Annotated in this window: 13 protein-coding genes and 1 pseudogene; 7 read left to right on the top strand and 7 right to left on the bottom strand. The window is 72.9% G+C overall.

The window, feature by feature from the left end; translation table 11 throughout:
- Positions 1 to 48 precede the first annotated feature (48 nt).
- The 4 genes from hisC to hppD are packed head-to-tail and all read right to left on the bottom strand — an operon-like array spanning position 49 to position 4,103.
- Positions 49 to 1,101 carry a histidinol-phosphate transaminase gene (hisC, locus tag ACNTMW_RS16585; RefSeq protein WP_426634522.1) on the bottom strand — a complete coding sequence of 351 codons (1,053 nt, stop codon included), beginning with the start codon at positions 1,099 to 1,101 and terminating at the stop codon, positions 49 to 51.
- The gene (locus ACNTMW_RS16580) at positions 1,098 to 2,165 is read right to left on the bottom strand and encodes an RDD family protein (protein WP_426634521.1); all 1,068 of its coding nucleotides are present in this window, start codon (positions 2,163 to 2,165) and stop codon (positions 1,098 to 1,100) included. The genes hisC and ACNTMW_RS16580 overlap by 4 nt, the downstream gene beginning before the upstream one ends.
- Complete coding sequence (locus ACNTMW_RS16575; protein WP_426634520.1) at positions 2,162 to 2,899, bottom strand: RDD family protein; 738 nt, start codon at positions 2,897 to 2,899, stop codon at positions 2,162 to 2,164. The genes ACNTMW_RS16580 and ACNTMW_RS16575 overlap by 4 nt, the downstream gene beginning before the upstream one ends.
- Before the next feature lie 10 nt (positions 2,900 to 2,909).
- Positions 2,910 to 4,103, bottom strand: a complete 1,194-nt coding sequence (gene hppD, locus ACNTMW_RS16570) for a 4-hydroxyphenylpyruvate dioxygenase (RefSeq protein ID WP_426634519.1) — start codon at positions 4,101 to 4,103, stop codon at positions 2,910 to 2,912.
- 116 nt (positions 4,104 to 4,219) lie between these two features.
- On the opposite strand from hppD, the gene ACNTMW_RS16565 reads away from it, so the two are divergent.
- Positions 4,220 to 4,717 carry an Lrp/AsnC family transcriptional regulator gene (locus ACNTMW_RS16565; protein WP_426634518.1) on the top strand — a complete coding sequence of 166 codons (498 nt, stop codon included), beginning with the start codon at positions 4,220 to 4,222 and terminating at the stop codon, positions 4,715 to 4,717.
- An 84-nt stretch (positions 4,718 to 4,801) separates the two neighbouring features.
- On the opposite strand, the gene ACNTMW_RS16560 is transcribed toward ACNTMW_RS16565, so the two are convergent.
- Positions 4,802 to 5,269 carry a deaminase gene (locus tag ACNTMW_RS16560; RefSeq protein ID WP_426634641.1) on the bottom strand — a complete coding sequence of 156 codons (468 nt, stop codon included), beginning with the start codon at positions 5,267 to 5,269 and terminating at the stop codon, positions 4,802 to 4,804.
- Positions 5,261 to 5,890: pseudogene (locus ACNTMW_RS16555) on the bottom strand (RibD family protein); the annotation flags it as partial. The pseudogene ACNTMW_RS16555 and the gene ACNTMW_RS16560, both read right to left, overlap by 9 nt.
- 121 nt (positions 5,891 to 6,011) lie before the next feature.
- On the opposite strand from ACNTMW_RS16555, the gene ACNTMW_RS16550 reads away from it, so the two are divergent.
- The 4 genes from ACNTMW_RS16550 (at position 6,012) to ACNTMW_RS16535 (ending at position 14,102) form a co-directional block, all read left to right on the top strand.
- The gene (locus tag ACNTMW_RS16550; protein ID WP_426634517.1) at positions 6,012 to 7,277 is read left to right on the top strand and encodes a hypothetical protein; all 1,266 of its coding nucleotides are present in this window, start codon (positions 6,012 to 6,014) and stop codon (positions 7,275 to 7,277) included.
- A gap of 150 nt (positions 7,278 to 7,427) precedes the next feature.
- On the top strand, positions 7,428 to 9,071 hold the full coding sequence (locus tag ACNTMW_RS16545; RefSeq protein WP_426634516.1) for a fumarate hydratase: 1,644 nt from the start codon (positions 7,428 to 7,430) through the stop codon (positions 9,069 to 9,071).
- A 482-nt stretch (positions 9,072 to 9,553) separates the two neighbouring features.
- The gene (locus ACNTMW_RS16540) at positions 9,554 to 12,643 is read left to right on the top strand and encodes an AfsR/SARP family transcriptional regulator (protein WP_426634515.1); all 3,090 of its coding nucleotides are present in this window, start codon (positions 9,554 to 9,556) and stop codon (positions 12,641 to 12,643) included.
- A 58-nt stretch (positions 12,644 to 12,701) separates the two neighbouring features.
- The gene (locus ACNTMW_RS16535) at positions 12,702 to 14,102 is read left to right on the top strand and encodes a class II fumarate hydratase (RefSeq protein WP_426634514.1); all 1,401 of its coding nucleotides are present in this window, start codon (positions 12,702 to 12,704) and stop codon (positions 14,100 to 14,102) included.
- On the opposite strand, the gene ACNTMW_RS16530 is transcribed toward ACNTMW_RS16535, so the two are convergent.
- A complete protein-coding gene (locus ACNTMW_RS16530) occupies positions 14,099 to 14,740 on the bottom strand; it encodes an IclR family transcriptional regulator (protein ID WP_426634639.1) in 642 nt (213 codons plus the stop codon). The two genes, ACNTMW_RS16535 and ACNTMW_RS16530, sit on opposite strands and share 4 nt — an antisense overlap.
- A 94-nt stretch (positions 14,741 to 14,834) precedes the next feature.
- Between ACNTMW_RS16530 and cysS the strand changes: the two genes are divergently transcribed.
- Complete coding sequence (gene cysS, locus ACNTMW_RS16525) at positions 14,835 to 16,250, top strand: cysteine--tRNA ligase (protein WP_426634513.1); 1,416 nt, start codon at positions 14,835 to 14,837, stop codon at positions 16,248 to 16,250.
- Positions 16,250 to 17,350 (top strand): 23S rRNA (guanosine(2251)-2'-O)-methyltransferase RlmB, encoded by a 1,101-nt coding sequence (rlmB, locus tag ACNTMW_RS16520; RefSeq protein WP_426634512.1) that lies wholly within the window; start codon positions 16,250 to 16,252, stop codon positions 17,348 to 17,350. Before cysS ends, rlmB begins: the two co-directional genes overlap by 1 nt.
- Positions 17,351 to 17,641 lie beyond the last annotated feature (291 nt).

Genomic DNA, 17,641 nt, shown 5'->3' with positions numbered 1-17,641 from the left:
AACTTCCGGCACGTTGTGACGATCAAGGCGGCGTGACGGGGACCGCGCTCAGGCGAGGGCGGCCTCAGCGGCGGCCAGGAACGTGTCGTTCTCCTCCGGGGTGCCGACGGTGACGCGGACCCCGTCACCGGCGAACGGGCGCACGATCACACCGGCCCGCTCGCACGCGGCGGAGAAGTCCACCGCCCTGTCGCCCAGCGGCAGCCACACGAAGTTGGCCTGGCTGTCGGGTACGTCCGCGCCCAGCTTCCGCAGCGCCGGGACCAGCCGCTCGCGCTCGGCGACCACCTGGTCGGCCCGGCGCCGCATCTCGTCGGCCTGGCGCAGCGCGGCCAACGCGGCGGCCTGGGCGGCGCTGGAGGTGGAGAACGGCGTCACGATCTTGCGGACCGCGGCCGCCACCTCGGGCGGTGCCACCAGGAACCCGATGCGCAGGCCGGCGAGCCCCCACGCCTTGGACAGCGTGCGCAGCACGACCACGTTGGGCCGGTCGCCGGCGATCTCCAGCCCGTCCGGTACCTGCGGGTCGGTGACGAACTCCCGGTACGCCTCGTCGAGCACGACCAGCACGTTCTCCGGTACGGCGTCGAGGAACGCCTCCAGCTCGGGGCGGCGGATCGCGGTACCGGTCGGGTTGTTCGGGTTGCAGACCAGCACCAGGCGCGTCCGGTCGGTGATCGCGGCCGCCATGGCGGGCAGGTCGTGCGCGTGCCCGGCCGTGTTGGGCACCCGGACGCTGGCGGCGGCGGTGGTCGCGGCGATGATCGGGTAGGCCTCGAAGGAGCGCCACGAGTACAGCATCTCGTCACCGGGCAGGCAGGTGACGCGGGCGAGGTGTTCGGCCAGCGCGACCGAACCGCATCCGGTGGCGATCCGGTCGGGGTCGACGCCGTACCGCTCGGCGAGCGCCTCGCGCAGCGCGACCACGCCCATGTCGGGGTACCGGTGCGCCCCGGCGGCGGCCTCGGCGATCGCCTCCACCACGCCGGGCAGCGGGCCGTACGGCACCTCGTTGCTGGCCAGCTTGATCGCGCCCGGGACGCTGCGTCCGGGGACGTAGCTGGGCAGCGCGTCGAGGTCGGGCCGGGTGAGGCCGCTCATGTCATTTCTCCGCTCTTGTCGGGGGTGCCGTTCTTCTCAGGAGTGACGTCAACCACCACGGTGGCCGCGGACTTGTCGTGCAGGGCCTGGTGCAGTGGCTGGTTGATGGCGACGAACAGGCAGTCGATGAACTGCATGACGAACCCGATGCCGCAGCAGGTCCACAGCAGGGTCGCCACTCCCATCGGGTTCCAGCGGCGCCAGGCGCGCCCGAACCCGAGCGGGCCGTCGGCCTCCATGCGCAGCACCTTGATCCCGAGCAGCCGTTTGCCGAGCGTCTGCCCGCTGTTGGCCAGCGCCGGCACCTCGTACGCGAACCACAGCGCGGCGGCGATGGCCGTGATGGTGAAGGTGAGGCTCTGGATGTTCTGCGGCTGGGGCACGTCCTCGTAGGGCAGGTGCGCCTGCACGCGCTGCCAGACCGTCCGGTACCAGGGCCAGAACTCCTGCCAGAACTGGTAGATGAACCAGCCGTTGACCAGGGCGTTGATCACCAGGAGGACGGCGATGTCGATCAGCCGGGCGGCCAGCCGCCGCCCGGGGTCGGCGAGCGGGTACCCGTGCGGGCGCGGCGGTGGCGCGAAGAGCCGGGCGTACGCGGGGTGCACCGGGTAGCCGGGTGGCGGCTGGGTCCCCGGAGGCAGCGGCACTCCCGGCGGCGGCCAGGACGCACCGGGCGGTACCGGCGACCACGCCGCTCCCGGCGCCCCGCCAGTTCCCTGCGGCCCCCCACCAGGGCCGGGCGGTGTCGCTCCCGGTGGTGTCGCTCCCGGCGGCCAGGCCGGCGGGATCGGCGGTCCGGCCGGGGGCGGCGTACCGCCCGGAACCGGCCGGTCGGCGGCTGCCGGGCGCTCCGGCTCCGCCGGGTGCTCCGGCTCCGCCGGGTGCTCCGGCTCCGCCGGGTGCTCGCCGGCGGCGGGGCGTTCGGGCGCCGCCGGCGGCGGCCCCGGGGGCGGGGTGGCGTCGGCCGGCAACGGCTCGCCGATCCACCCGTCGCCGTCCCAGTACCGCTGGGTCGTGGGCTCGGCGGGGTCCTTGTACCAGCCCGGTTCGATCGCGCTCACATCGTCACCTTTACCACGACGGTCTCGGCGGCCTTGTCATGCAGGCACTGCCGGTACGGCTGGTCCCAGAGCAGCCACAGGGAGTCGGCGAGGTTGAAGTAGGACGCGACGATCCCCGACACGTGCTGTACGAGCCAGCGGCGCCGAGCGGCGCGAAGGTCGATCCGGTCGCCGTCGACCGTGCGGACCACCCGGATCTTCATGACGCGCTTGCCGACCGTCTGGCCCGACCTGTGGTGCATGCGTACGTAGTAGACGTACGACGCGACGATCTGCAGCGGCACGATGATCGCCAGCGCCAGCACCTCGAGCAGGAACAGTCGGGCCGGGTTCAGCGGAGCGGAGTTCGCGTCGATCGCGCTGAAGAACGGCACGAACAGGCCGGCGAACACCAGCAGCATCGGGATCAACAGCACCGCGCCCAGGATGAGCGAGTCGAGAAGGTACGCCACCAGCCGCTGCCAGGGCTCGGCCAGCGGTGCGCCGCCGGGAGCGACCGGAACCGGGTACCGGAAACCGCCCGGCGGGTAGGCGTAGCGGGGATCCGCGGGCGGCGGTACGGCGTAGCCGGGCGGCGGGTATCCAGGCGGCGGCCCGTAGCCGGGTGGCGGGTATCCGGGCGGCGGCCCGTAGCCGGGGGCCGCCGGGCCGGCGCCCACCGCCGGCTGCCCGGGCCAGGTGTGACCTGGCCCGGGCAGCGGCGCCGCAGGCTGGCTTTGTTCGGGGTGCGTCACCCAGACAGTCTTACAGGTTGCCGCGGCGCTCCTGCTCCCGCTCGATGGCCTCGAACAGGGCCTTGAAGTTGCCCTTGCCGAAGCCCAGCGAACCGTGCCGCTCGATCAGCTCGAAGAAGACGGTCGGGCGGTCCTGCACCGGCGCGGTGAAGATCTGCAGCAGGTACCCGTCCTCGTCCCGGTCGACCAGGACCTTGCGCGCCTTCAGCTCCTCGATCGGTGCCCGGACCTCGCCGATGCGGGCCCGCAGCTCCGGGTCGTCGTAGTACGAGTCGGGCGTGTCCAGGAACTCCACGCCGGCCGCGCGCATCGCGTCGACGCTGGCGATGATGTCGTTGGTGGCGACCGCGATGTGCTGCGCGCCCGGGCCGCCGTAGAACTCCAGGTACTCGTCGATCTGCGACTTTCGCTGCGACATCGCCGGCTCGTTGAGCGGGAACTTCACCTTGCGGGTGCCGTTGGCGACGACCTTGCTCATCAGCGCCGAGTAGTCGGTGGCGATGTCGTCGCCGATGAACTCGGCCATGTTGGTGAAGCCCATGACCCGCTTGTAGAACTCGACCCACTCGTCCATGCGGCCCAGCTCCACGTTGCCGACGATGTGGTCGACGGCCTGGAAGTACCGCTTCGGCCCGGCCGGGTCGCGCCGCACGATCGGCTCACGGGAGACGAAGCCGGGCAGGAACGGTCCGCTGTACCCCGACCGCTCGATGAGCGTGTGCCGCGTCTCGCCGTACGTGGCGATCGCCGCGACCCGGACGGTGCCGTGCCCGTCGGTCAGGTCGTGCGGGGGCTCCAGACCGGTGGCGCCCTGCGCGAGCGCGTACGCGTACGCGGCGTCGACGTCGGGTACCGCCAGGGCGATGTCGACGATGCCGTCGCCGTGCCGGGCGTAGTGCTGGGTCGCCTCGGCCTGGGCGTGCACCCCGCCGACGAGCACGAAGCGGGCCGATCCGGAGGTCAGCACGTACTCGGCGTGGTCGCGGTAGCCCTGCTCCGGGCCCCGGTACGCCACGCAGGTCATGCCGAACGCGGTCGAGTAGTAGTGCGCCGCCTGCTTGGCGTTGCCGACGTAGAAGCGGACGTGGTCGAGCCCCTTGACGGGGAAGGGGTCGGTGGCGATGTCGTGGGCGACGGCGCCGACGAGCCGGTCGGTCTCGGTGCTGTCGTCGGTGATCTCGGGGCGGTCGATCGCCTGGGTCATCGTTGACTCCTCCCGTGTGCGGTTGCACACAGGGTCAGTCAGCCGCCGCCACTGGGCAACAGGAACTATTCTCGGTGGTCAGCTTGTACAGATCGTCGGGTCAAGCCGGTCTCGAGGTGGTCAACTTGTCCATAGACGCGCTCGATGCGCGCCTGCTCGCGCTGCTCGCCGCCGAGCCGCGCATCGGCGTCCTGGAGTGCTCGCGCCGGTTGCGGGTGGCGCGGGGCACCGTCCAGGCCCGGCTCGACAAGCTCGTGGAGCGCGGGGTGGTGCGCGGGTTCGGTCCGGAGATCGACCCCGCCGGGCTCGGGTACGGGGTGACCGCGTTCGTCACGCTGGAGATCAGCCAGCGCTACGGGCACGACCCGGTCGCCGCCCACCTCGGCGAGATCCCCGAGGTCCTGGAGGCGTACACGATCACCGGCTCCGCCGACGTGCTGTGCCGGATCGTGGCGCGCTCCAACACCGACCTCCAGCGGGTGATCGACCGGGTCGTCGGGTACGAGGGGATCGTGCGGGCCTCGACGATCATCGCGCTCGCCGAGCAGATCCCGTACCGGACCCTCCCGCTCGTCCACGAAGCCGCCGCCCCCGCTTCCCCGTCTTCTTCATGATCACGGAGACCTGTCCGTGCTTCCGGACGGAACAGTTTCCGCGATCACGGATGAGGGTCGGGAGGGTCGGGAGGGGCGGCGGGGTCAGGGCGGCGGGCCGGGCAGCAGGTGGGCGTTGACGGCCCGGGCCTCGGCCGCCAGGTCGGCCACCTGGACCACCTCGACGCCGGCACCGGCCAGCTCCTCCGCCCCGTGTCCGTCGACGAACAGCACCGGCTCGCGCCAGGCGTACACCACGCGCGGGATCCCGGCCGCCCGGATCAGCGCGGCGCACGAGGCCGGGCGGGACCGGCGGACGCTGCACGGTTCCAGCGAGCTGTAGATCGTGGCGCCGGCCAGCCGCGGATCGCCCGGGTCGGCCTTGGCCAGTGCCGCCTCCTCGGCGTGCACGGCCGGGTCGGTCTCCCGCGAGTACCCCCGGGCGATCTCCCGGCCCGCCGCGTCGACGATGACCGCACCCACCGAGTACGCCGTCCGCGACGGCGGGCAGCGCCGCGCCTGTGCGATCGCGACGCCCAGCCAGTGCCGGTCGACGGCCGCCCGGGACAGCAGGTACCGCAGGACGGCGACGCCGTCGAGGTCGGTGACGTCCACCAGCAGGGCGGTCCGGCCCGGGGCGCCGGTGAAGCGGGGCGCACCGGGGTCGGCGACGAAGCGGGGGGCGACGGCCAGGTGCAGCTCGTCGGCCAGGTCCGCGGCGATCAGGTCGGCCAGGACGGTCGCCCCGCCCTCCACCATCAGCCGACGTACGCCGCGCGCGGCCAGGTCGGCGAGGACCGCGCGCAGGTCCGGCGCGGGGACGAGGGTCGCCACGCCGGCGAGCCGGGCCGGTGGGGCCGGCGAGTAGACCAGCTTCTCGGACTCTCCGGCGGTGAAGAACCGGCTGGCGGGGTCGAGGTCGCCACCGGCGGTGACGGTCACCTTGACCGGGTCGGGTGCCCACCCGCGGGCCACCCGGGCGGCCCGCCGGTCCGGGGCCCGGACGACCAGGCGGGGGTTGTCGCGGCGGATCGTGTTCGCGCCGACCAGGATCGCGTCGCAGCCGGCACGTACCTCGTCGACCCGGTCGAAGTCGGCCTCGTTGGACAGCAGGAGCCGCTCGGGGCTGGTGTCGTCGAGGTAGCCGTCGATGGAGACGGCACAGCTGAGCAGCGTGTACGGCCGGCTCGTCACGGCTACCAGTGTGCCCTCGTCACGGGTACCAGTGTGCCATTGTGCCGATCATGGAGGGTGGCTACCGTTGCGGCGTGGCAGGGATAGACGTAGCTGAGTGCCGGCGGGCCTGAGGGATCACGTGACCACGGGGCGGGCGCTCGGCCGGATCCAGGCGTTCTTCGCGCTCGTCGGCGTCGTGGCGCTGGTCCTCACCTATCTCATCGTCACCGACCGGAACCCGCTGCCGACGGCCGGCCGGACCCTGACGGACTCGCTGGCCCGCTTCGGCTCCCTCTCCACACCGGAGGCCGCCTGGCAGCGCCGCCTCGGCGACCAGCCGACGACGGCGGCGGTCGCGGGGAGCGCGGTCGTGTTCGGTACCCGGAGCGGGGCGGAGGTGCACGACGCGTCCGACGGGCGGCCGCTGTGGAGCCGGGAGGCGCACTGGGTCGCCGTCGCCGGGGACGGCGCCGCGGCGGCTGTCGTCCTCGGCCGGGGCCGCGACGGCGGCTACGACGTGGTCGACCCGGTATCGGGCGGCGTGCGCTGGCACGACCCCGGGATCGGGGTCTGGGCCTACCGCGACGCGCTGCTCTCGCTGGCCTGCCCGGCCGGCCGGGACTGCGCGCTGTCGGCGCGGTCGACCACCGACGGCGCGGCGCGCTGGACCACCGCCCTCCCGCCCGGCGCGCGGCTGCTGGCCGGGGTCCGGGCGGCGGGCGGAGACCTGCCGCCGCTGCTGGGTCTGCCGGTCGACGGGCGGATCGAGGTCGTGGACACCGCCACCGGTAGCCGGCTGCGGGCCCAGAAGCCCACCGCCGCGACCCGGGTGACCGTGCTGGGCGGGCGGGTCATCCGCTCGTCGGCGGAGCGCGCCGGCGGGCGCTGCCGGTACACCGTCGAGGCCCGCGACCCCGCCGGCGGCCGCGTCGTGTGGCGCACGGACGGGTACGACCCCGGCACCGCCTCCGGCGCCGGCTGTGAACAGCGCCGCGACCCGACCGGGGCGGGGCGGGTGCTCCTCGCCACCCGCGACGACGGCCGGGCGGCGGTGGTGTCCACGGTGGACGGGCGGGACGTGTGGGTGGGCGCGCCGGGGGAGACGGTGCCGGCCATCGACGGCCGGGACGCCGTGGTCCGTGCGGGCGCGGCGGTCGCGCTGGTCAGCCTGGACGGTGGCGGTACGAGGTGGGCCCGGCGGGTCGCCGGTGACGTCACGCTCACCCGGTACGCGGTCGTCGTCGCCGATCGCGCCGCCGGCCGACTACGGGCGTACGACCGGGCCGGCGGGGCCGGCGTGGTCGACGTCGAGACGCAGGCCTCGGTGCTCGGTGCCGGGCCGGCCGGGCTGGTCGTGGCCCGGGGACGTACGGTCGGGGTACTGCGGTTCACCACCGACCCGTGAACGCTGCCGCCGTGGATTGCCGCCGACTCCCGACTGTCGGCCCATGATCGCCACAACGTCCGAGAAGCTGTGGTCTTCGACACACCGTGAGACCACAACGTGCCGGCAGTTGTGACGGAGCACGGTGACAGCGGCGTTACGCTCGCGCTCATGCCCGAGTTCGCATATGCGCCCCTGCTTCCTCTCGGCCCGGACCAGACCGAGTACCGCCTGGTCACCACCGATGGTGTCGACATCGTCGACGGCCCCGGCGGCCGCCGGTTCCTCAACGTCGAGCCGGCGGCGCTGACCCGCCTCACCGACGAGGCGATGCACGACATCGCGCACTTCCTGCGGCCGGCGCACCTGGCCCAGTTGCGGTCGATCATCGACGACCCGGCGGCGTCGCCGAACGACCGGTTCGTCGCGCTCGACCTGCTGCGCAATGCGAACATCGCGGCCGGCGGGGTGCTGCCGATGTGCCAGGACACCGGTACCGCCATCGTGATGGGCAAGCGCGGTCGGTTCGTGCTCACCGACGGCCGCGACGAGGAGGCCATCGCGCGCGGCGTGTACGACGCGTACACCCGGCTCAACCTCCGGTACTCCCAGCTCGCCCCGCTGACCATGTGGGACGAGAAGAACACCGGGTCCAACCTGCCGGCGCAGATCGAGATCTACGCCGAGGGCGACGACGCGTACAAGTTCCTCTTCATGGCCAAGGGCGGCGGCTCGGCGAACAAGAGCTACCTGTACCAGGAGACCAAGGCGCTGCTGAATCCGAAGCGGATGATGCAGTTCCTGGAGGAGAAGCTGCGACTGATCGGCACCGCCGCGTGCCCGCCGTACCACCTGGCGATCGTGATCGGCGGCACCAGCGCGGAGTACGCGCTCAAGACCGCCAAGTACGCCTCGGCGAAGTACCTCGACAACCTGCCGACCAGCGGTGACATGACCGCGCACGGCTTCCGCGACCTCGAGCTGGAGGCCGAGGTGCTGGAGCTGACCCGCAACTTCGGCATCGGCGCCCAGTTCGGTGGCCGGTACTTCTGCCACGACGTGCGCGTGGTCCGGCTGCCCCGGCACGGCGCCTCCTGCCCGGTGGCGATCGCGGTCTCCTGCTCGGCCGACCGGCAGGCCCTGGGCAAGATCACCGCCGAGGGTGTCTTCCTGGAGCGGTTGGAGACCGACCCGGCGCGGTTCCTGCCCGACGTCACCGAGGCCGACACCGAGGGCGACGTCGTCCACATCGACCTCAACCGCCCGATGGCCGACATCCGCGCGGAACTCGCGAAGTACCCGGTCAAGACCCGGCTGTCGCTGACCGGGCCACTGGTCGTCGCCCGGGACATCGCTCACGCCAAGATCGCCGAGCGGCTGGACGCCGGCGAGCCGATGCCCGACTACCTGCGCGACCACGCCGTCTACTACGCCGGCCCGGCGAAGACCCCCGACGGGTACGCCTCCGGCTCGTTCGGGCCGACGACGGCCGGCCGGATGGACGCCTACGTGGAGAAGTTCCAGGCAGCGGGCGGCTCGATGGTGATGCTGGCCAAGGGCAACCGGTCCAAGCAGGTCACCGAGGCCTGCCAGCGGTACGGCGGGTTCTACCTCGGCTCCATCGGTGGCCCGGCCGCCCGCCTGGCACAGGACTGCATCAAGCACGTCGAAGTCCTGGAGTACCCCGAGCTGGGCATGGAGGCGATCTGGAAGATCGAGGTCGTCGACTTCCCGGCGTTCATCGTGGTCGACGACAAGGGCAACGACTTCTTCGCCGAGACCAGCCAGCCCGTGCTGACCATCGGCAGGCGCTGACCGGCCGCATGTTCCGAATAGTGGGATCCCGGGCGGGAAATTCCGGAGAACGGGATCCCGGGTAATGGGAGTGGTGCCGGCGCCATGGGAGGGAACTGCCGGCACCACCGCCATTCGGGTGATCCGACGTCCGCCACTGCGTCGGATCACTGACACGGCGAGCGCGCTGGCAACCTCCCCGGTTCGCTTACGCGCGAAGCCAGCAGCTCAGCTCGTTGTGGACAGTCTGCCGCAGACCGCTGCCGTTTCCCTCTCATTGGCCTACCAGGCCGCTCACCGGCCTTCCGGGCAGGCTCACCGCCCTGTCGTGCGGGCCGCTGACGGCTCCGGGATGGTGCCCCGGAAGCGCGACGGGTGACCGGGTCGGGACGGATAACCGCCGTCTGTCAGTACGAAATGTGATTGATCGCAGGTGTCCGGTCATGGGTACTGTCAGCCGTTCGGCATACTTACGAACAGCGATTGCCCGGGCAGGAGAAGGCATGCGTTTTGGCATCCTGGGTCCGCTGCGGATCCAGGTAGGGCAGACGGAGACCACACTGGGGGCCGGCCGGGAGCGCACCGCGCTGGCCATGCTGTTGCTCTACGCAGGCGAGGTCGTGCCGGTCGAACGGCTGGCCGAGGCGGTGTGGGGGATCGCGCCGCCGCCGACGATGCGGGCTCAGGTACACAGCTGCGTCTCACGACTGCGCCGCGCTCTCCGTCAGAAAGGCATCGACGACGAGGTCATCGTCACCGACCCGGCCGGCTACGTCGCCCGCGTCGCCGCCGCCGACCTCGACTCCCTGGTCTTCGCCCAGCGGGTGACCCGCGGCCGGGAGGCCGTAGCGGCCGGCCGGCTGGAGGAGGCCCGCACCCAGCTCCGCGCCGCGCTCGCCCTCTGGCGCGGCCCGGCCCTGGCCGGCATCGGCAGCCGGCCGGTCGAGATCGGCGCCGCCGGCCTGGAGGAGCAGCGCTCGGCCGCGCTGGAGGACTGCATCGACGTCGAGCTGCGGCTCGGGCTGGCCCACGAGCTGCTCGGCGAGCTGACCGACCTGGTCGAACGCTTCCCGGTCCGGGAGCGGCTGCGCGGCCAGCTCATGCTCGCGCTGTACCGGGTGGGCCGGCAGGCCGACGCGCTCGCCGTGTACCGGCAGGGCCGCGAGGCGCTCGCCGAGGAGCTGGGTCTGGAGCCCGGCCCGCAGCTTCAGGAGCTGCACCGGCGCATCCTCAACCGCGATCCGGACCTACTGGTGCAGCGGCCCGCGCCGGACCCGCCCCCGCCGCGGCCGGCGCCCCGGCACGCCCTGCCCCGCGACGTCGTCGACTTCACCGGCCGGGAGGAGTCGGTCGCCCGACTGCTCGGCGTCGTGCCGGACGACCCGCAGGCCGGCCCGGCGACTCCGGTCATCGAGGTCATCGACGGCATGGCGGGTACCGGCAAGACCAGCCTCGCGGTGCACGTGGCGCACCGGGTCGCCGAGCGGTACCCGGACGCGCAGCTCTTCATCGACCTGCACGGCCACAGCGAGCAGGCGCCGGTCGACCCGGCCGACGCCCTGGACGCGCTGCTGCGGCAGTTGGGCATACCAGCCCGCGGAATCCCCGAGGGGCTCGACGAGCGGGTCACGCTGTGGCGCAGTGAGCTGGCCACCCGCCGGGCACTGGTCGTCCTCGACAACGCCGCTGACTCCGCACAGGTGGCGCCGCTGCTGCCGGGCGGTTCGCGGGTACTCACCCTGATCACGAGCCGGCGCCGGCTGTGGGGGCTGGACGGGGTGCACCACCTGTCACTCGACGTGCTCGAACCGGCCGCGGCGGTACGGCTGCTGGCCCGGGTGGTCGGCGACCGGGTCGACGCCGAACCGGAAGCGGCGGCGGAGGTGGCCCGGCTGTGCGGGTACCTGCCGCTGGCGCTGCGGCTGGCCGCGGCCCGGCTGACCCACCGCCGGTCCTGGACGGTCGCCGACCTGGCCGACCGGCTGCGCCGGGCCGACGACCCGCTGACCGAACTCGCCGCCGAGGGGCGCACCGTCGCGGCGGCGTTCGCGCTGTCGCACCAGCACCTCGACGAGACCGCCCAGCGGGTGTTCCGGCTGCTCGGTCTGCACCCGCCGAACTCCTTCTGCGTCCACGCCGTCGCCGCGCTGGCCGACCTCGACGCCGATGCCGCGCAGGACGTCCTCGAAGCCCTCGTCGACGCCCACCTTCTGGAGGCGCCGACGGCGCACCGTTACCGGCTGCACGACCTGCTCCACGAGTACGCCTGGCAACTGGCGACGGCCCACGACCGCGCGGCCGAGCGTACCGAGGCGACCGGGCGGATGATCGACCATTACCTGTACGTGACGGCGCGGGCAACCGCCCTTCTCGAGCCGGCGTACGCACGGCAGGGGCTCGACCTGCCGGCGCCACCGCGATGGGTGCCACGGTTCGGTAGCGAAGAGGGGGCGATGGCCTGGCTGGAGCAGGAACGGCTCAACGTGGTCGCCTGCCTCCGGCTCGCCGCGCAGCTGGGCTGGTCGCGCGCGGTCTTCCAGCTGGCCCGTGCCCTGTGGGTCTACCTCTGGCTGCACGGCTACACCGGCGAACTGGTCGAAAGCCAGACGCTGGCGCTGGCCGCGGCGCGCAAGCTCGGCGACGAGGCGGCGATCGCCAGTGCGCACAACTACCTCGCCTCTGGAAACAGCCGGCAGGGTCGGTGGGACGAGGCGGTGGTTCAGCTCCACCGGGCGCTGGAGATCCGCCGTCGGCTCGGGGATGTCGTCGGACAGTCGACCACGCTGAGCAACCTCGGCCTGGCCTACCGCAAGCTGGGACGGTTCGCCGAGGCGGTCGAGCACATCCGGCAGGCGATGGCGCTCCTGGGGGAACTCGGCGCGGAAGAGATGATCCGGCTGCTGGCCAACCTCGGCAACGTGTACATGATCCTCGGTCACTACACCGACTCGCTGGACCAGCACCGCCGGCACCTCGCGGCGGCCCGCGCGATCGGAAGCCGGTACCAGCAGGCCGTCGCCCTCGGTGACCTCGGCGCGGTGCACGTCCGGCTCGGGCACCTCACGGTCGCGGTCGCACTGCTTACCCGAGCGTGGCAGCTCAAGTTGGAGGTCGGCAACCGGTACGGGGCCGCGGAGACCCTCTCCGACCTGGGCAACGCCTACCGCGGCAGGGGCCGGCACACCGAGGCCATCGCCGCGCACCGGCAGGCGCTGGAGCTGATGCGGACGGTCGGCGACCTCGCCGGAGAGTGCCAGATCCGCAACGATCTGGGCACCACGCTCAGTGCCGCCGGACAGACCGAAGAGGCCCGGCAGCTGCACGAACGCGCCATCGCCCAGGCCGAACGGGCCGGCGACCGGTACCAGTGGGCCCGGGCGCACGCCGGCCTGGGCGACGCCTGGGAGGGCGCCGACCCGGGTCGGGCCCGCGAGCACTGGGAGATCGCGCAGGTGCTGTTCGCCGAGCTCGGTGTGCCGGAGCGGGCCGACGTCGAGCGCCGGCTGGCCGATCTCGATTCCGGCCTGCGCCGAATGCGGGTACCGTCGCCGCGCGCCGCCGCCGACGAGGCCGCGCACCGGCTGGGCGCCTGACGGCCCGCCGGGAACGTCTCGCGGTTCGCCGGACCTCCGGGTGGGCACGATAGGGAGCATGGTGGACTTCCGCGTCGAGCGCGACACGATGGGTGAGGTGCGCGTCCCCGCCGACGCGTTGTACCGGGCGCAGACCCAACGGGCGGTGGAGAACTTCCCGATCTCCGGCAGCCGGCTGGAGCGCCGCCACATCCGGGCCCTCGCGCAGATCAAGGCCGCCGCGGCGGCCGTCAACGCCCAACTCGGGGTGGTCGATCGCACGGTCGCCGACGCGATCATCGCCGCTGCCGGGGAGGTGGCCGCCGGCCAGCACGACGACCACTTCCCGGTGGACGTGTTCCAGACCGGCTCCGGCACGTCGTCGAACATGAACATGAACGAGGTGCTCGCGTCGCTGGCGGCCACCCGCCTGGCCGTCAGCGTGCACCCCAACGACGACGTGAACGCGTCCCAGTCGTCCAACGACGTCTTCCCGTCCTCGGTGCACCTCGCGGCGACCGAGGCGGTCGCGCGGGACCTGATCCCGGCGCTCGACCACCTGGCGGACGCGCTGGAGGCCAAGGCGGCGGAGTTCGCCTCCGTGGTCAAGGCGGGGCGTACCCATCTCATGGACGCCACACCGGTCACCCTGGGGCAGGAGTTCTCCGGGTACGCGGCACAGATGCGCTACGGCGTCGAGCGGTTGCAGGCCAGCCTCGGGCGGATCGCGGAGCTTCCGCTCGGCGGCACCGCCGTCGGTACCGGGATCAACACCCCGCCCGGGTTCGCCCGGCTGGTGATCGAGCGGCTCGCCCACGAGACCGGGCTGCCGCTGACCGAGGCGCGCAACCACTTCGAGGCACAGGGCGCCCGGGACGGCCTCGTCGAGGCGTCCGGGCAGCTCCGGACGATCGCCGCCGGCCTGTACAAGATCGCCAACGACATCCGGTGGATGGGTTCGGGTCCCCGCGCCGGGCTGCGTGAGCTCGCCATCCCCGACCTGCAGCCCGGCTCGTCGATCATGCCGGGGAAGGTGAACCCGGTCGTCCCCGAGGCGATCCGCCAGGTCTGCGCGCAGGTGTACGGAAACGACGCGGCGGTGGCGTTCGCCGGGTCGCAGGGCGACTTCGAACTCAACGTCATGCTGCCCGTGATCGCCCGCAACCTGCTGGAGTCGATCCGGCTGCTGACGAACGTCAGCCGGTTGCTCGCCGACCGGACGGTGACCGGGCTGACCGCCAACGCCGGGGTCTGCCGGACGTACGCCGAGAGCTCACCCTCGATCGTCACGCCGCTCAACCGGTACCTGGGTTACGACGAGGCCGCTGCCATCGCCAAGCAGGCGCTGGCCGAAGGCAAGACGATCCGCCAGGTGGTGATCGAGCGAGGTCACGTCGAGAGCGGGAAGATCAGCGAGGCGGACCTCGACCGGGTCCTGGACGTCCTCGCCATGACCCGCCCGGCGGCCGACCAGTCCTAGGACAGCGCCTCGGCCACGGCCGCCGCGGCCGCCACCACCCGCGGTCCGACCACGTCCACCTCGAGCGCGGACAGCGCCACCACGCCGACGCTCGCCTCCAGCCCGTCGACGCCCGGCACGGCAGCGGCGACCCCGTACGCGCCGGACTGCAGTTCGCCGGCGCTCGTCACGTACCCGTAGGCGCCGGTACGCCCGGCGAGGATCGCCCGCCCCGCCGCACCCCGTTCCAGCGGGTGCCGCGATCCGGTCCGGTAGGCGACGTGGAACTGTGTCCAGCTCGGTTCGACGACGGCCAGCGCGAACCCTTCGCCGCCCTCGGCGACCGTCAGGTGGGCGGTCGCGCCGACCTGCTCGGCGAGCCGCCGCAGCGACGGCAGCGCCGCGTCGGCCACCAGCGGCTGCGCCCGCCGGGCGAGGTGCAGTACGCCGGCGCCCAACCGCAGCCGGCCGGCCGGGTCCCGGCGGATCATGCCGTGTTCGGCGAGCGTGGTGGCGAGCCGGTACACCACCGCCCGGCCGACTCCCAGCCGCGCTGCGACCTCGGTCACGGTCAGCCCGCCGGGCGCCTCGGCCACCAGGTGCAGCAGCCGTAGTCCGCGGTCGAGTGTCTGCGCAGTCTCCGTTGCCACGGGCAGAATCTACGTGGACGACCTCGCGCGTGTGTACCGGTTCCGTCCCGCGTCGGTCGTGGGGGTCACCGGCGGCGGTGGCCCGGCGGCTACCCTGACAGATGTGACGTTGAGGCTGTACGACACCGCGACCCGCACGGTGCGGGACTTCGTCCCGCGGACCCCCGGCCGGGTGGGGGTCTATCTGTGTGGCCTCACCCTGCAGGGTGGACCGCACATCGGACACCTTCGCGGCGGCGTCAACTACGACGTGCTGCGGCGGTGGCTGATCCGTTCCGGGTATGACGTCCGGTTCATCCGCAATGTCACTGATATCGACGACAAGATCCTGGTGAAGTCCGTCGAAGCCGGTGAGCCGTTCTGGGCGATCGCCTACGCCAACGAGCGCCGGCTCGCCCGGGACTACGTGACCCTCGGGGTGCTGCCGCCGACGTACGAGCCGCGCGCCACCGGCCACATCCCGGAGATGCACGAGCTGATCAAGCTCCTGATCGACAAGGGCCACGCGTACCCGGCGGAGGACGGCAGCGGTGACGTCTACTTCGACGTCCGGTCGTACCCGGCCTACGGCGCACTGTCGGGCCAGCGGGTCGACGCGATGGAGCCGGCCGACGACGCCCCGGCGCGCGGCAAGCGCGACCCCCGCGACTTCGCGCTGTGGAAGGGCGCCAAGCCCGACGAGCCGGCGGAGGCGTCCTGGCCCTCGCCGTGGGGCCCCGGCCGCCCCGGCTGGCACATCGAGTGCTCCGCCATGTGCTGGCGCTACCTCGGCGAGGAGTTCGACATCCACGGCGGCGGTCTCGACCTGATCTTCCCGCACCACGAGAACGAGATCGCCCAGTCGCGCGCCGCCGGGTTCGGCTTCGCCGGCCACTGGATGCACGTCGCCCTGCTCAACCTCGGCGGCACGAAGATGGCGAAGTCGCTGGGCAACGTGCTCAACGTGGAGGCGCTGGTCGCCAAGGGTGTCCGGCCGGTCGAGCTGCGCTACTACATCACCGCGCCGCACTACCGCTCCGCGATCGACTACTCCGACGAGGCGCTCCAGGAGGCCGCCGCCGGCTACCGCCGGCTGGAGGGCTTCGTGCAGCGCGCGTCCGAGCGGGTCGGCGCGGGGGAGCCGGGCAGGGACCTGCCGGCCGAGTTCGTCGAGGCGATGGACGACGACCTGAACACCTCCCGGGCACTCGCCGTGGCGCACGACACCGTACGCGAGGGCAACGCCGCGCTGTCGGCCGGCGACGACGCCGCGGTGGCGTCGGCCCTGACCCGGGTACGCGGGATGCTCGGCGTCCTCGGCCTCGACCCGCTCGACCCGCAGTGGACCAGCGAGGCGGGTGCCGAGTTGACCGGGGTGGTCGACTCGCTCGTCGCGCTGGCGCTCGACCAGCGGGCAGCCGCCCGCGCACGTAAGGACTGGGCCGCGGCGGACGCCGTACGCGACCAGCTCAAGCAGGCCGGTGTCGTCGTGGAGGACACTCCCGCCGGCCCGCGTTGGACTCTTTCGGATGGTGCCTGATGGCCGGTAACTCCCAGCGTCGCAGTCGACGCTCCACCCCCCGCAAGGGGCCGACGATCGGTTCGGGGGGTAAGAACCGGCAGGGCCTGACCGGACGCGGGCGCACCCTGCCCGCCGCCGAACGGCCGTGGCACAAGGCGTACTCCGGCGACGAGCCGCTGCCCGAGCGCACCGCCTGGAAGCAGGAGAAGGAGCGGCGCAAGGCGGCCGCCGAGGGGCGCGCCCCGAAGATCGGTACGCCCGGCAAGAAGGGCGCCGGCGCCAAGGGCGGCAAGCCAGCCGGGAAGAGCGGACCCCGGGTCGCGCCGGGACGTAAGTCCATCCCGCCCAAGGACGCGCCGGAGCTGCTCGTCGGCCGCAACCCGGTGCTGGAGGCGCTGCGCGCGCACGTACCGGCGATGGCGCTCTACATCGCGCACGGCATCGACAGTGACGACCGGGTCAACGAGGCGGTCCGCACCGCCTCCGACCGGGGCATCCCGCTGCTGGAGGTCGGCCGCGCCGAGCTGGACCGGATGACCGGTGGCGTGCTGCACCAGGGCATCGGGCTGCAGGTGCCGCCGTTCGCGTACGAGCCGTTCGAGGACCTGATCGCGGCCGCCGCCGAGAAGGTGGCGCCGCTGCTGGTGGCGCTGGACGGGGTCACCGACCCGCGCAACCTGGGCGCGATCGTCCGGTCCGCCGCCGCGTTCGGGGCGCACGGCGTGTTCTTCCCCGAGCGGCGGGCCGCCGGGATGACGGCGACCGCGTGGCGCACCAGCGCCGGCGCCGCGGCCCGGATCCCGGTGTCGCAGGTGACCAACCTGACCCGGGCGCTCAAGTCCTGTCAGGACCAGGGTTTCACGGTCGTGGGGCTGGACGCCGACGGCGAGGTCGAGCTGTACGACCTCGAGGTGGCCGTCGAGCCGATCGTCCTGGTCATCGGCTCGGAGGGGCGCGGGCTGTCCCGCCTCGTCGGGGAGACCTGTGACCTGCGGGTGAGCATCCCGATGGCCTCGGAGGTGGAGTCCCTGAACGCCTCGGTCGCCGGGGCCGTCTCGATGGCCGAGGTGGCCCGCCGCCGCGCCGCCGCCCGGGAACTGGCCACCCCGCCGCTGTGACGATGGCCGGCTTCGGTCCGGGAGGTCGGTGTCGTTGTCCCCGGGTCGGGTGATCCGGCCGGCCACGCACCCACGGTGTGGGCTGTACGACCACTATGGGTCGTTTTGAGCCACCACCCCGGTGGGTACGCGATTGCAGATGTTCATGAGGTCGCACCGGTACGGGCCCGCCAGCCTCGCTGGCGGGCCCGTACCGGTGCGCCGCCGGCACCGCGCGACCGAGAGCCGCTGCCCCGATGCGGCCGTGCCGTCCGGTCCGTGCCGGCCCCGTACGACCGGAAGGGGTAACAC

This window comes from Planosporangium spinosum (assembly GCF_049999945.1).
Taxonomy (GTDB): domain Bacteria; phylum Actinomycetota; class Actinomycetes; order Mycobacteriales; family Micromonosporaceae; genus Planosporangium; species Planosporangium spinosum.
Note: the sequence above shows the minus strand (reverse complement) of the source record. Positions and strands in the feature narration are given on the sequence as shown.